The organism is Microcystis panniformis FACHB-1757 (assembly GCF_001264245.1).
Classification (GTDB): domain Bacteria; phylum Cyanobacteriota; class Cyanobacteriia; order Cyanobacteriales; family Microcystaceae; genus Microcystis; species Microcystis panniformis.
Genome location: NZ_CP011339.1, coordinates 2,709,078 through 2,722,712, shown reverse-complemented (window position 1 = coordinate 2,722,712; position 13,635 = coordinate 2,709,078). Strand labels below are relative to the sequence as shown.

The 13,635-nt window shown below is 42.9% G+C and carries 11 protein-coding genes, 2 tRNA genes and 1 pseudogene; 8 read left to right on the top strand and 6 right to left on the bottom strand.

What is annotated here, in order from left to right:
- Positions 1-246 precede the first annotated feature (246 nt).
- Positions 247-902: pseudogene (locus VL20_RS28560) on the top strand (IS1 family transposase).
- A gap of 546 nt (positions 903-1,448) precedes the next feature.
- Here VL20_RS28560 and VL20_RS13070 read toward each other — a convergent pair.
- A tRNA-Arg gene (locus VL20_RS13070) sits at positions 1,449-1,521 on the bottom strand.
- An 88-nt stretch (positions 1,522-1,609) separates the two neighbouring features.
- Entirely contained in the window at positions 1,610-2,749 is a 1,140-nt protein-coding gene (locus VL20_RS13065; protein WP_052276752.1) for a ferrochelatase, read from the bottom strand.
- A gap of 198 nt (positions 2,750-2,947) precedes the next feature.
- Between VL20_RS13065 and VL20_RS13060 the strand changes: the two genes are divergently transcribed.
- The gene (locus tag VL20_RS13060; RefSeq protein ID WP_081417871.1) at positions 2,948-3,706 is read left to right on the top strand and encodes an LmeA family phospholipid-binding protein; all 759 of its coding nucleotides are present in this window, start codon (positions 2,948-2,950) and stop codon (positions 3,704-3,706) included.
- Positions 3,707-3,860: 154 nt separating this feature from the next.
- On the opposite strand, the gene yidD is transcribed toward VL20_RS13060, so the two are convergent.
- Positions 3,861-4,091 carry a membrane protein insertion efficiency factor YidD gene (gene yidD / locus VL20_RS13055; RefSeq protein ID WP_002757748.1) on the bottom strand — a complete coding sequence of 77 codons (231 nt, stop codon included), beginning with the start codon at positions 4,089-4,091 and terminating at the stop codon, positions 3,861-3,863.
- A 55-nt stretch (positions 4,092-4,146) separates the two neighbouring features.
- On the opposite strand from yidD, the gene VL20_RS13050 reads away from it, so the two are divergent.
- Positions 4,147-4,833, top strand: coding sequence for a diacylglycerol/polyprenol kinase family protein (locus tag VL20_RS13050; RefSeq protein ID WP_052276750.1), 687 nt, complete (start codon positions 4,147-4,149; stop codon positions 4,831-4,833).
- Between the two features lie 503 nt (positions 4,834-5,336).
- Here the strand turns inward: VL20_RS13050 and VL20_RS13045 are convergent.
- On the bottom strand, positions 5,337-5,624 hold the full coding sequence (locus VL20_RS13045; protein ID WP_284526143.1) for a hypothetical protein: 288 nt from the start codon (positions 5,622-5,624) through the stop codon (positions 5,337-5,339).
- On the opposite strand from VL20_RS13045, the gene VL20_RS13040 reads away from it, so the two are divergent.
- From VL20_RS13040 to tsaB, 3 genes are all read left to right on the top strand, one after another.
- Positions 5,604-6,476: an aldose epimerase family protein gene (locus tag VL20_RS13040; protein WP_052276749.1), complete on the top strand. Its 873-nt coding sequence runs from the start codon at positions 5,604-5,606 to the stop codon at positions 6,474-6,476. The two genes, VL20_RS13045 and VL20_RS13040, sit on opposite strands and share 21 nt — an antisense overlap.
- 63 nt (positions 6,477-6,539) lie before the next feature.
- Positions 6,540-6,611, top strand: a tRNA-Lys gene (locus VL20_RS13035).
- Between the two features lie 25 nt (positions 6,612-6,636).
- Positions 6,637-7,239 (top strand): tRNA (adenosine(37)-N6)-threonylcarbamoyltransferase complex dimerization subunit type 1 TsaB, encoded by a 603-nt coding sequence (gene tsaB, locus VL20_RS13030; RefSeq protein WP_002785414.1) that lies wholly within the window; start codon positions 6,637-6,639, stop codon positions 7,237-7,239.
- Here tsaB and VL20_RS13025 read toward each other — a convergent pair whose 3' ends face one another.
- Complete coding sequence (locus VL20_RS13025) at positions 7,240-8,865, bottom strand: choice-of-anchor I family protein (RefSeq protein WP_052276748.1); 1,626 nt, start codon at positions 8,863-8,865, stop codon at positions 7,240-7,242.
- 214 nt (positions 8,866-9,079) lie between these two features.
- On the opposite strand from VL20_RS13025, the gene cysE reads away from it, so the two are divergent.
- Together cysE and uvrA are read left to right on the top strand one after the other, a co-directional pair.
- Positions 9,080-9,853 carry a serine O-acetyltransferase gene (gene cysE / locus VL20_RS13020; protein WP_052276747.1) on the top strand — a complete coding sequence of 258 codons (774 nt, stop codon included), beginning with the start codon at positions 9,080-9,082 and terminating at the stop codon, positions 9,851-9,853.
- Between the two features lie 97 nt (positions 9,854-9,950).
- Positions 9,951-12,863 (top strand): excinuclease ABC subunit UvrA, encoded by a 2,913-nt coding sequence (uvrA, locus tag VL20_RS13015; RefSeq protein ID WP_052276746.1) that lies wholly within the window; start codon positions 9,951-9,953, stop codon positions 12,861-12,863.
- Here the strand turns inward: uvrA and VL20_RS13010 are convergent.
- Positions 12,820-13,596, bottom strand: a complete 777-nt coding sequence (locus tag VL20_RS13010) for a class I SAM-dependent methyltransferase (protein WP_052276745.1) — start codon at positions 13,594-13,596, stop codon at positions 12,820-12,822. The genes uvrA and VL20_RS13010 overlap by 44 nt on opposite strands.
- Positions 13,597-13,635: the final 39 nt, after the last annotated feature.

The following is a 13,635-nucleotide window of genomic DNA, read 5'->3' as shown; positions in this document are numbered from 1 at the left end:
GGTGGTTAGATATGTGTAATTAATTTTGCTTAGGTACTTAATACTAAATCCGTTGAGTATAGGCTAGTTATGAAAGACAAAGATATAAATTTGCTTGCGGACTTTGCCGACCATAGCCAGTTGAAGTATAGGTAATGATTCGGTAGTAGTGGCGTAGCTCTCTTGCTTACCTGGTATGAATTGTGTAAAATATTTATGAATAAAAATAATTGGAACCCGCTCAGTCTTTAAACCTCTAGCTTGCTCATGACTTTTCTGATAAATATCTTTTTCTGGCTCCTGTCTGGCTTACTCAAATATCAGTCTAGCACCGAACAAAATCCCCCCTTCACCTCTATTCCCCTGTCCTAATTGTGGTTCTCACCATAGGATCAAGAATGGTTATATTCCTAAGGGAAAACCCAAACGTCAAGGTAAAGAATGTGGTCAACCGTTTGTGATCAATCCCACTAATAAAACCGTCTCTGACGAAACCAAACAATTAATTGATCAACTCTTGCTCGAACGAATTTCCTGACGAGGAATTGCTAGAGTAACTGGAGTGAGTTAGTCATGGTTACCAAACTATGTTAATAATAAATTTAGCCAAGTTCCCCGCCAGGTATAGGTAACAGACAAACCTAAAGGCAAATTAATCAGAGAATGTGATGAGTTATGGTCATTCGTATTTTGTCAGAAAATCAAGGTATATATTTGGTTAGCTATCGATAGAACTACGCAAGAAATTATTGGTTGCTATGCGCGGAGATAGGAGTCGTCAATCAGCCCAAAAACTTTGGGGCTAGTTTACCCGGTGTTTACCGACAATGCGCGGTTGCTTACACAGACTTTTGGGAGTCTTATAAGACAGTAATTCCCAGTAAACGTCATCGACCGGTCGGGAAAGAAACTGGTCAAACTAATCCTATTGAAGGATTAAATAGGGTTTGCTGAATAATGGTAAAACCCTTTTAAAATAAGGCTTTTGACCTGTTAAAGTCCGATGTTAGTGCAAGAAAATAGGATTGGGACGTTCAAAAACCTTGCATTATCCTTCTTGTAGTACATCGCTTGGTACAAAAAACAAGGGCAACAAAGCCTAAAACGACCGGCTCCTGACTCCTGACGACCGGCTACTGACTCCTACCCCCAGGAAAAACTTTTTCAGCAGACCCTAAATAATACCTTTCGACAAAGGATTTCTCGGCTGGTGAGAGAGAGTCTATCTTTCTCTAAAAAAATGGAGAATCACGTTGGGGAACCCTTTGGTATTTTATTCATGACTACAATGCCCAATTAGCAAAGGTTTGAGCTATCACCACTACAATAAAATCACTACCCAAATTTCATTCCTCTACGCAGAATTCACACCACCTCAAGTTCAATGCCAGACCAGAAGCTCATCAGAGCAACTTGATTCGCAATTGGCAGCCCACCACATCCGCCTTCCCATACCTAGTCGGCAATAACGGGTACGGTAGGGATCGAACCTACAACCGTCCGCTTAGAAGGCGGATGCTCTATCCATTGAGCTACGTACCCAAGAAAGCACAATTATAGATTATAGCTCCAACAGTGACAAGTGGTAGGACTAATTTTCGCCGTTGCCCCTCTTTGCCACTGTCCAAGCTTAATGATGGTGGTGATGTCCGTGGTGATGATGGTGATCGGAATGAATGTGAGGAATTGTTACAGAACTATTGACAGATAAAGCCTCTTGTGATAGTAAAGCTTCGATATGTTCCTCGGCCCAATCGGCGACCATCTGGCAAAATTCGGGGTTATCGTTGACACAGGCCATCTGCACATAATTAACCTGGTTGTGTTTGCGGCGTAAAGCTTCGATAATATGCTCCACATCCAGCAAAGTTTCGTGATTTTCCGTAGCAAAGCCAATTGGCATGAAAATTAAAGCTTTGGCCCCCAATTCGATTAAATTCTTCGCCGCTAACTCTGCATTCGGTTGCGTCCATTTAATTAAAGGGGTTTGGTGATTTAACCAACCCACAGAAATCAAGGGATAACGATAGATTAATTTTTCCCGGACTAACTCGTATAAAGCTTGACTTTCATCGATTCCCGACGTAAATCCCTTAGCTTCGTGGGGACAACCGTGATTCATTAAAATAATGCCAATTTGCGAGGGAAGACAGCTACTAGCTACCTCGGCCGCGATTTTTTCCTCCACTAACCGCGCCATTAGCTCTATGTAAGCGGGTTGGTTATAAAACGAGGGAATATAGCGCAATCCTTTGACCCAATGTTCCCCCGTTTGTCCCTGAGCTAAAGCTTTGTTAACTTGTTCGATCGCAATGCCACTGGTAAAGATAGAATCAACAACGAGGAGAGGATAGATCAAAATTTTCTCGAATCCCCGTTCGCGGATTTCCGTTAACACCTGTGCCGGTAAAAAAGGCGCGCAGAAGTTAAACGCTTTGAATACCTCCACCCGATTACCCCATTTTGCCTGTAAATTGCGCTCGATTTCCTGTCTTTGATGCTCGAAAATGTGGTTATGGGGCGAAATAAAGTGATTATGCTGGTGCTGCCATTCGTGTAGGTCAAATAGGGCCAATAATTTCGCTAGGGGAGGATAAACCCAAGTCGGTACAGGAGCGAACTTAGCCGTCAGCAAATTTAAGGCCTGTTCATTATAGTTGGCAAAGTCCTCATAACTCTCCACTTCCCCGTATCCCATCAATAATACCGCCACTCGATCGCTGTGGTTGTGGGTAGCGGCTAACTGTTGTTGATCTGAAATGGCAACCACGTTTTTAACCCCGATTTTCTAAGTGAAAAACGCTATATCACTGGGATAGTAGCACTTTTCTATCCTATCCCCTCGCACGGGATAGACCGCTAAAAATTTATAACCTCTACAGAATCATACAGATTGCTTATCATCTTCATTAACAAAACGATATGTAAAGAAACTTTAAATAATGTTAAGATCGTTGCAGTCCCACCTATGAGAGATATGACAGCAGGCGTGTTTGGTAGCTTACCTTTTCCCAATCAGAGCGGCGATCAACTCATCAGTAAGGCGGTGAGTGCTGCGATCGCTGCATTATTCAAACGCACAGGCAAGCTGACAGCGACTGTCCGCGCCGAACCCGTAGCCAAATTACTGCAAGGCAGTATCGACGGTTTTGACTTTATCGGTCAGTCGATGCTGATGTACAATGGCCTACGCATCGAAGCCATGGAATTGTATGTACAAGCGGTGGCGATCGATTTTAGTGCCATTTTTACCGGACAGGTAAAACTCCGTCAACCGACGCGGGCCACTTTGCGGGTAGTTTTAACGGAAGAAGACTTAACCACCTCTTTTAATACACCTTTTATTGTCGAAAAACTGCAAAGATTAGAGTACGAAGGTAAATCAATTCACTGTCAGAACACGGAATTAATTCTCAATGACGATAAAACTTTAACTCTGAAAAGTCTCATCAAATTGGGAGAAGAAGAACCAATTCTTCTAGAAATGACCACTGCTGTGGTTGTGGAAGAACGGCGAAAAATTCAATTTGTTGAGGTGGTTTATCAAGGCGACGAAAGATCGAAAGCTTTAGGAGAAGCTTTAATCAGCCACGTTAACAACCTCATGGATTTAGATAAATTTGCCCTCGATGGTACTCAATTAAGGGTCGATCGACTACGTTTAAAAGATAAACAGATTATCTTTTATGGTATCGCCGATATCGAGCGTTTTCCCCAAAGAAAATAGGCAATCATCAACGGGTGTAAAAATATCAATAGTTTTACAGACTTTACCCTAAAGATGAAGTATAACCTAATTTGGTATTGACTCCTGAATCCTGACTCCTGAATCCCCAAAACGAAAACCTCGTATCTCACCATTGAGATAACTGCTGTAGGTTTCAATCGTGCTTGTGGCTACAGGGAGGCACAGGATCGTAACCTCCGGGGTGAAAGGGATGACAACGGAGAATACGCTTAATTGCCAACCAAGAACCCCGCAGCACACCAAAGCGATCAATCGCTTCCATGGCATACTGGGAACAGGTGGGTTGAAAACGACAGGAAGGGGGAAATAGCGGCGAAATAAACCGTCTATATCCCTCAATTAAGCCAATAAAAATTCCTTTCATCGATGTCACCTCGATCGCCTAAACTAAATAGATAGTCAATTTTCGCTTTTGCCACGTGGAACTATCCCACTCTCTCCTATTTTCGATCGGTTTGGTCGCCTGTTATCTAGCTGTTTTGATTCTGATCGCTGAAAAATTAAAAAGTGTTTTCAGTACCGATGGCGAAATTACCCGCAAAGTTGTCCACATTGGCACGGGAAACGTCATCCTTTTTGCTTGGTGGTTAAATATCCCCGCTTGGGTGGGAATAAGTGCGGCCATCCTAGCGGCAAGTATCGCTATCCTATCCTATTTTTTCCCCATTTTACCCAGTCTTAATAGTGTCGGTCGCCGCAGTTGGGGAACTTTTTTTTATGCTGTTAGTATCGGTGTTCTCGTGGCTTATTTTTGGCCAATTTCTCACCCCGAATACGCAGCAATGGGTATTTTAATTATGGCTTTAGGAGACGGATTAGCAGCCCTAGTGGGACAAAATTTTGGTCAACATCCCTACAAAATTTTCGGCAGTGGCAAAAGTCTGGAAGGTTCCCTGACTATGTTAGGAGTCAGCTTTCTAGTCAGCTTGATTATTTTATCTTTTATTAATGGCATTAATCCGCCAATTATTCTAGTATCTTTATTAACGGCGATCGGAGCTACTATTCTAGAAACTTTCTCGAAACTAGGTATAGATAATCTCACTGTACCGATTGGTAGCGCCGCCATTGCCTATTTTCTTACCCAAATTTTCATCTCAAGCTAGTCTATCTCAGCTTATTCACAAGGGCCGAATCTAAAACCTCATTGGTTAAGCTAAGTAGGGAGGCACAATTATTTGTTAGGATGGGTTAGTGGTAGCGTAACATGAGCGGGTGTTGGGTTTCATGCTTCAACCCAACCTACGTTCTATAGTTAGCAATCAGCTTTTTAGTCAGCTGTACCGATAACTGATAACTGATAACTGATAACTGATAACTGATAACTGATAACTGATAACCTCATTGGTTAAGCTAAGTAGGGAGGCACAATTATTTGTTAGGATGGGTTAGTGGTAGCGTAACATGAGCGGGTGTTGGGTTTCATGCTTCAACCCAACCTACGTTCTATAGTTAGCAATCAGCTTTTTAGTCAGCTGTACCGATAACTGATAACTGATAACTGATAACTGATAACTGGCTCTTCTCGGCTTTGTGTGATAATTTTTGCTTATGGAATCGTGAAATGCTTACTGGACAAGACTTTTAAGACTATTTTGCGGATATTCTATCAGTATAGACCTCGTTTCCACACAGAAACCAGAAGAGCCGATAACTGATAACTGATAACTGATAACTGATAACTGATAACTGATAACTGATAACTGATAACTGATAACTGATAACTGATAACTGATAACTGATAACTGATAACTGATAACTGATAACTGATAACTGATAACTGATAACTGATAACTGATAACTGATAACTGATAACTGATAACTGATAACTGATAACTGATAACTGATAACTGATAACTGATAACTGATAACTGATATGACCTTTACTATCACTCAAAACCAAAATCAATATCTTACCTATTGTCTCAAGGATGAAGAGGCTGACGCTTATCTGGAAGTGGTTCCCGCTAGGGGAGGAATCATCACCCGTTGGCAAATTTGCGGAGAAGATATTTTCTATCTGGACAGAGAAAGATTCAAAGATCCTAACCTCAGCGTCCGCGGAGGAGTCCCGATTTTATTCCCTATCTGTGGCAACTTACCCGATAATACCTATCAACACCAAGGCCGAAACTATACCCTGAAACAACACGGATTTGCTCGTGATTTACCCTGGCAAGTGAGCAAACAAAGCACCGAAACTGCCGCTAATTTAACCCTAGAATTAAACAGTAATGAAGCCACTCGTCAAGTCTATCCTTTTGATTTTAAATTAATCTTTACCTATCAATTGCAAGGAAACAGCCTCAAAATTCACCAAAAAGTAATTAATCTTTCCCCCGAAAAAATGCCCTTTTCTATCGGGTTTCATCCCTATTTTAAAGTGACAGATAAAACCCGATTATCCTTTGATATTCCCTCCTCCCAATACCTCGACCAAGGCACGAAGACCCTCCATTCCTACTCCGGCAACTTTGACTTTAATCTCGAAGAAATTGATGCCGCTTTTCTGCAAATTACGCGCCATCAAAGTAGTTTTAGCGATTCCTATCATCAACGTCAAATTGTTATCGGTTACGACGATCTCTATACAACTATAGTTTTTTGGACCCTGAAAGACAAAAATTATATCTGTCTCGAACCCTGGAGCGCCCCCCGCAACGCCCTTAACACAGGCGAACATTTGACCTACCTAGAACCCCATAGTAGCCGTGAGGCGATCGTGGAAATGCGAGTCAATCAAATTTAAATTACCCCTTGACTTAGCCCAGATAAGATGTTATATTGATAAATCGTGTGCAGAACACGAAACGGGTCGCTAGCTCAGCGGTAGAGCACTCGGCTTTTAACCGATTGGTCTTGGGTTCGAATCCCAGGCGACCCATAAAAACTTACTGATAAAGATTGACTTGTCTTCCCCTGTCTATGGATTAGCCTTGCATACCAGCAGTCCCCAACTAGGACTGGCCCTCTCTAATTTCAGCGATGATAGTCGTCAACAAACTTGGGACTTAGACAGGGACTTATCAAACCTATTCCACCCCTATCTAAAACAGTTCCTAGCCCCGCAAAAATGGGCTGATTTAGCCTTTCTAGCCACTGCTAAGGGGCCGGGGAGCTTTACCAGTACCCGCATCGGTATAGTCACCGCTAGAACCCTAGCACAACAATTACAGCTACCGATTTTTACCGTCTCCAGTTTAGCGGCCTTTGCTTGGTCACAACGGGATTTTTATCCCCTTGATACCCATCTAGCCCTAGAAATGCCCGCCACTAGGGGACAATTGTATGTGGGTATCTATCGGGGTAATCGGGTTTATTTAGCTGATAGCCTGATGACTTTGGAACAATGGCAGCACACTTTAGAAAACTTAACTATTTCCTATCAAAGATTAGCTACACCCAGTTATTTAGGCATAAATGCCCCCGATATCCTCGATTTAGCCCATTTGGACTGGCAAACGGGAAAACGCCCCCATTGGTCGGAGGCGCTACCATTTTACGGGATGTGATTAGCAATTCCCTCTTTTTTTCAAACTATAACCAGCTAATCCGAGGGTTAGCAATCCTAAAACTGCGCTGGGTTCTGGGACAGGTTTGACGGAATAAATCGCCAGATTACGACTAACTTCATTGGCCACAATTAACAGGGGAGTACCATTGGGACTATCGGCAGCGGGAATAAATAATAATCCTTCGGGAGAGATATCACCTAATTGCCAATCGTTGATATAATCAACAAAGAAAGGATGACTAGGGTTGGTGATATCATAAACCATGAAACCGCCAGCCCTTTCTATTCCCACAAAAGTATAGAGACGATTGCCTACAGTTCCCACGGCTAAACCTTCCGGTTCTGGGCCGCGGTTATCGCTACGACTATCGAAACTACTAGGAGTACCATCGGAATTAAAGATACTAGGAGTTAGGGGAGTTGCCGAAAAAGCCGCCAAAATTTGTTCAAAATCATCGCCGCTATCGAAGACTTGGGACAGTCCATTAGTGACATTCCAAATCGAAAAAGAACGACCACCGTAGGCAAAAAGTTGACTATATTGACCTTGGTCGTTACGTCCGTCGATGCTAGAAACATCCAAACGGCCGAGATTTTGGGCTAATTGCAATTCGGCGGCATTAGGAAAAACATTGGGGTCTAAGGTTAAACTAGAAACTCGTCTGGCCTCATCTCTAGTATCCCCTTCGTTGGCAGTAATTAAATAGGTTTGTCCGGCGATGGTAACGGTGGCGATCGTATCCGGTTGGTATAAGCCAAAAACCGGCCAATTATTAATATTTACCCCTCCATCTCGATCGCTAGGGTCCAAACCATTACCTGGTGCGTTAAAATTTTTGGCTCCTAGGGGTACAATACTGGTGACTTGAGCGTTAGCAACATCGACTACGGCAACAGCATTATTTTCCTGTAGAGACACCCATGCAGTGGTTCCATCGTCGGAAACGGTGATGTATTCTGGTTCCACATCTTGGGAAACCGTTTGACCGGGAAAAATACGGACTCCCTGATTTCTTAAAGTGTTCTCTTGACCATTAAAACGGGTAAAGGTAGCAGTGTTGACCGTGGCATTGAGAACACCAGTGCTAAGGTCAATAATACTAACGGAACCATTGGGATCGATCGCCCCTCTTGCTTCCCCTTCGTTAGCGACCAAAACCCGATTACCGTCAGGAGTAAAGGTTAACATATCTGGTAAAGCACCCACAGTAACCTGACTCTGAAAGACACCATTAGTATTGAAAAAGACCACACTGCCGTTATTGGTAATCTGACTAGCTTCCATGGCCACGGCCACGATACCATTTTTGATGGCAACGCTGTTAACCCCTGCACCGTAGGGACTAAGATCGATCGAGGGTAAGCGAATTGGACTAGCGGGATTGCTGATATCGGCAATATCTAGACGATTATTAGGACCGGTCACGAATAATTTTCGACTAGCTGGGTCATAAGCGGGGATTTCTGCCCCGAAGTTATTAGCAGCAGTTGTACTATTGCCAAGACTGCTCAATCGGGTGATATTTAAAGCTGAGGCAGATTCGGTAACAATATTGATACTGCCAGCAATTGACAGCAAGGTTAATAAAAATTGCCAATGGTGACGATAGATAGGATGAATCATATTTTTAGCTAAAAACCTGCAAAAAAAGGCTAAACAATCGCATTTTTTCAGCCCCAAGTTAAAGGAAGATTAAACAAGAGGGAAATTAAGGATATCTTCAAAATTTGGCTAATGCAAGTACAAGAGAACTAGGAAAACAGCTTACTCGATCGCTTTTTAGTTGAACGGCTCATTTACCAGGGTGATAACATGGTTTAGTATAAGCTCGATCAATATGGAATCAAGACTCGTGTTATCCACTCTCCTAGCCGATTTCAAGATCATTTTTGAACGTGACCCCGCTGCCCGCAACTGGTTAGAGGTACTGTTTTGTTATCCTGGATTACAAGCTTTACTGTGCCATCGCTTCGCCCATTGGCTATATCAGCTCGGGATTCCCTTTATTCCCCGTTTAATTTCCCATTTTGCCCGTTTTCTGACTGGTATCGAAATTCACCCCGGTGCCCAAATTGGTCAGGGTGTTTTTATCGACCATGGCATGGGAGTTGTCATCGGAGAAACCGCCATTATCGGTGATTATGCCCTCATCTATCAAGGAGTTACTTTAGGAGGGACGGGGAAAGAAAGCGGTAAACGTCACCCGACTCTGGGGGAAAATGTGGTCGTCGGTGCCGGGGCTAAGGTTTTAGGTAATATTTATCTGGGTAATAACGTTCGCGTCGGCGCTGGTTCTGTGGTGCTGCGCGATATTCCCGCCGATTGTACCGTTGTTGGTGTACCCGGTCGTTTAATCTATCGCGCTGGGACGCGGGTGCAACCCCTCGAACACGGTGATTTACCCGACTCGGAAGCGGTGGCTATTCGCGCTTTGGTTGACCGCATTGAACAACTGGAAAAACAAGTGTACGAATTGCGGCTAGAACGGTCAAAAGAACCAGATTATCGGATTAATTGCCCAGTTTTAGCCCATTTAGAAGAAGAAGCGAGTCATAGCTGTTGTCCCGCGGCCGATCAAGATATGCGCGAGTTTCTCGAAAGAGCGGTTTAACCCCGAGAATCTTTTGATATGATAGAAGACTGGTTTTCTAGTGGCTGAAATCCATTCGTCAAAGCTATTATTGTTAAGGACTACTTGGCACCATCCGATGGCTCAAACTGACTCGATCCGTATCCGTGGCGCCCGACAACACAATCTCAAAAATGTTGATATCGAATTACCCCGCAATCAGTTGATTGTTTTTACGGGAGTTTCGGGATCGGGCAAATCTTCCCTCGCTTTCGACACTATTTTTGCCGAGGGACAGCGCCGCTATGTGGAGTCCCTCAGCGCCTACGCGCGCCAATTTTTAGGACAATTAGATAAACCCGATGTGGATGCGATCGAGGGTTTAAGTCCGGCTATTTCCATCGACCAAAAATCCACTTCCCACAATCCCCGCTCTAGTGTGGGAACTGTAACGGAAATTTACGATTACTTGCGTTTATTGTTCGGTCGTGCTGGGGAACCCCATTGTCCCCATTGCGATCGCAATATTGCCCCCCAAACCATCGATCAAATGTGCGATCGAGTGATGGAATTAGCCGATAAAACCCGATTTCAAATCTTAGCCCCAGTAATTCGCGGCAAAAAAGGCACTCATAAGCAATTAATCTCTAGTTTGGCCTCCCAAGGCTTTGCCCGGGTGCGGATTGACGGCAAGGTAGTAGAATTATCCGAGGGCATCGAGTTAGATAAAAAACATCTTCATGATCTTGAAATTGTTATCGATCGCCTGATCAAAAAAGAGGGTTTACAGGAAAGATTAGTGGATTCTTTAACCACTTGTTTAAAGCATTCCGACGGTGTAGCGATTGTGGAAATTCTCGATGAGAATAACGAAGATAATCCCGAAGTTACCAAAGAAATTGTCTTTTCCGAAAAATTTGCCTGTCCCGAACACGGGGCAGTTATGGAAGAATTATCCCCCCGTTTATTCTCTTTTAATTCTCCCTATGGTGCTTGTCCCAACTGTCACGGATTGGGCAGTTTACGGAAATTTTCGGCAGATTTAGTCATTCCAGACCCGAAACAACCGGTATATTCTGCTATTGCCCCCTGGTCAGATAAGGATAACTCCTACTATCTTTCTCTCCTCTACGGTTTAGGGCAAGCTTTAGGTTTTGAAATTCAAACTCCTTGGCAGAAACTCACAAAAACCCAGCAAGATATCATTCTCTATGGGAGTAAAGAACCGATCTATTTTGAAGATGATTACCGTTACGATACTGGCCGCGGTTACTATCGAGAATTTGCGGGAGTTATCAATATCTTAGATAGGAATTATCAAGAAACCACCTCGGAAGTTATCAAACAAAGACTAGAGAAATATATTGTTAACCAAACCTGTGAAGTTTGTCACGGAAAAAGATTAAAACCAGAAGCTTTATCGGTACGTTTAGGACAATATACGGTCACGGATTTTACCGGAGTTCCGATTCGGGATTGTTTGCAGAGAATTAATGATTGTCATTTAACCCCAAGACAAGCATTAATTGGGGAATTAGCTCTCAAAGAAATCAAAGCGAGACTACAATTTTTAATCGATGTGGGATTAGATTATCTTACCCTCGATCGACCAGCGATGACTTTATCCGGGGGGGAATCCCAACGAATTAGATTAGCTACTCAAATCGGTTCGGGATTAACGGGAGTATTATACGTTCTCGATGAACCTAGCATTGGATTACACCAAAGAGATAATAGTAAACTGTTAGAAACCCTGCAAAGATTGCGAGATTTAGGTAATACTTTAATTGTCGTCGAACACGATGAAGAAACGATTCGGGCAGCCGATTATGTGGTCGATATTGGTCCAAAAGCGGGGATTCATGGCGGAGAAATCATCTGTCAAGGCAGTTTTAAAAGTCTTTTAAAGTCGAAAAAATCGATAACAGGGGCCTACCTATCGGGACGCAAAGTTATTGAAACTCCTCCCCAAAGAAGGTCTGGGAATGGTAATGCTTTAGTCTTAAAAAATTGCCATCAAAATAACCTAAGAAATATTGATGTAACGATTCCTTTAGGAAAATTAGTCTCGATTACGGGGGTATCTGGTTCGGGCAAATCCACCTTAATTAATGAGTTATTATATCCAGCTTTACAACATCATTTAACCCGTTTAACTCCCTTCCCCAAAGAGTTAGATAAAGTGGAAGGATTGGACGCGGTTGATAAAGTAATTGTCATCGACCAATCACCGATAGGACGCACTCCTCGGTCAAATCCTGCCACCTATACGGGGGTTTTTGACATTATTCGCGAGATTTTCACCGAAACCATCGAAGCAAAAGCTAGGGGTTACAAAGCGGGGCAGTTTTCTTTTAATGTTAAGGGAGGACGCTGTGAAGCTTGTTTAGGCCAAGGGGTAAACGTGATTGAGATGAATTTTCTCCCCGATGTCTATGTGCAGTGTGATGTGTGTAAAGGGGCGCGTTACAATCGGGAAACCCTACAGGTTAAGTATAAAGGTTATTCGATCGCCGATGTCTTAGATATGACGATCGAGGAAGCATTAAAGGTCTTTGAAAATGTCCCCCGGGCCACCACCAGATTACAAACTCTCGTGGATGTGGGTTTAGGATACTGTAAACTCGGTCAAAGCGCGCCCACTTTATCCGGTGGAGAAGCGCAAAGGGTGAAATTAGCGGCCGAATTATCCCGACGGGCCACGGGAAAAACCCTATATTTGATCGATGAACCGACTACGGGTTTATCTTTTTATGATGTGCATCATCTCTTAGATGTGTTACAAAGATTGGTCGATAAAGGTAATTCGATTATCGTCATCGAACATAATCTCGACGTGATTCGCTGTAGCGATTGGATTATTGATTTGGGACCAGAAGGAGGGGACAAGGGAGGAGAATTAATCGCGGTGGGAACACCGGAAACCGTGGCTAAATGTGAAAAATCCTACACTGGTCATTATCTTGCCCAAGCATTACTTCAATATCCCCCAAAAAAGCGGGATAATGTTAGGGAAGAACACAGAGATAATAAAGCCAATGATCAAGATTAGTATTTAACTCTTGTTCGCTGTTAATTTCCTGACCGGTTTTCCAAGAATAAATTTTAATATCTTGAAAGTAAGACCTTAACTGTCTTAATTGTTCTTTGGGTGTGGCGTAATAATTTTGCAGACGAAAATTATGGGGTTCATCCCGAATAATTGCATAGTCAGCAGTCAATAACTGTTGGTAGCTAAGAGAGGGATTACAGACCCGCAAAATCGCCCAGATGACTAAATTGACATAGCTACTAAAAGGATTGAAACTAATCTTTTTTTTCCAATCGAATTCTGGGATAATTCCCTGAAGATTATGACTAGAAAAGCAAAAATAACCACCCGCTTTACCGATGCGGCTAATTTCCTCTAAAACTAGAAAACGGTCAGCATGGGAAATATAATCAATGCCATTAAAACTAAAGAGAATAAAGTCAAAATAATTATCCGCAAATTGTTCTAGATTTCTGGCATCAGCCACTTGCCAGACTAAATGGGGGAATTTTTGACGACAAGCGGCGATCATTTCCGTAGAATAATCAACACCGATATATTCTCCCACAAGAGGGGCAAAATACTTCGTAGTCCGTCCCGCACCTACCCCTAAATCAAGCATTTTCATCGTCGATAAACGCTCTTGCAGCAGAGTTAAAATTGTCCTTTCTGCCGGCTGTAGCGCGGTTAATTGGGCATAATAACCGACAATACTAGGGTCTCTATAGGTTTGCTGATTTTTGTCCTTAATCATTCTCGATCGCTCTTTCCTACTACCATCTTTAAGAAAAGA

Coding starts and splice junctions, on each gene's coding strand:
- uvrA (WP_052276746.1), top strand. CDS start 9,951: ATGGCTCAAACTGACTCGATCCGTATCCGTGGCGCCCGACAACACAAT.
- cysE (WP_052276747.1), top strand. CDS start 9,080: ATGGAATCAAGACTCGTGTTATCCACTCTCCTAGCCGATTTCAAGATC.
- yidD (WP_002757748.1), bottom strand. CDS start 4,091: ATGAAAGGAATTTTTATTGGCTTAATTGAGGGATATAGACGGTTTATT.
- VL20_RS13060 (WP_081417871.1), top strand. CDS start 2,948: ATGAGAGATATGACAGCAGGCGTGTTTGGTAGCTTACCTTTTCCCAAT.
- VL20_RS13040 (WP_052276749.1), top strand. CDS start 5,604: ATGACCTTTACTATCACTCAAAACCAAAATCAATATCTTACCTATTGT.
- VL20_RS13025 (WP_052276748.1), bottom strand. CDS start 8,865: ATGATTCATCCTATCTATCGTCACCATTGGCAATTTTTATTAACCTTG.
- VL20_RS13010 (WP_052276745.1), bottom strand. CDS start 13,596: ATGATTAAGGACAAAAATCAGCAAACCTATAGAGACCCTAGTATTGTC.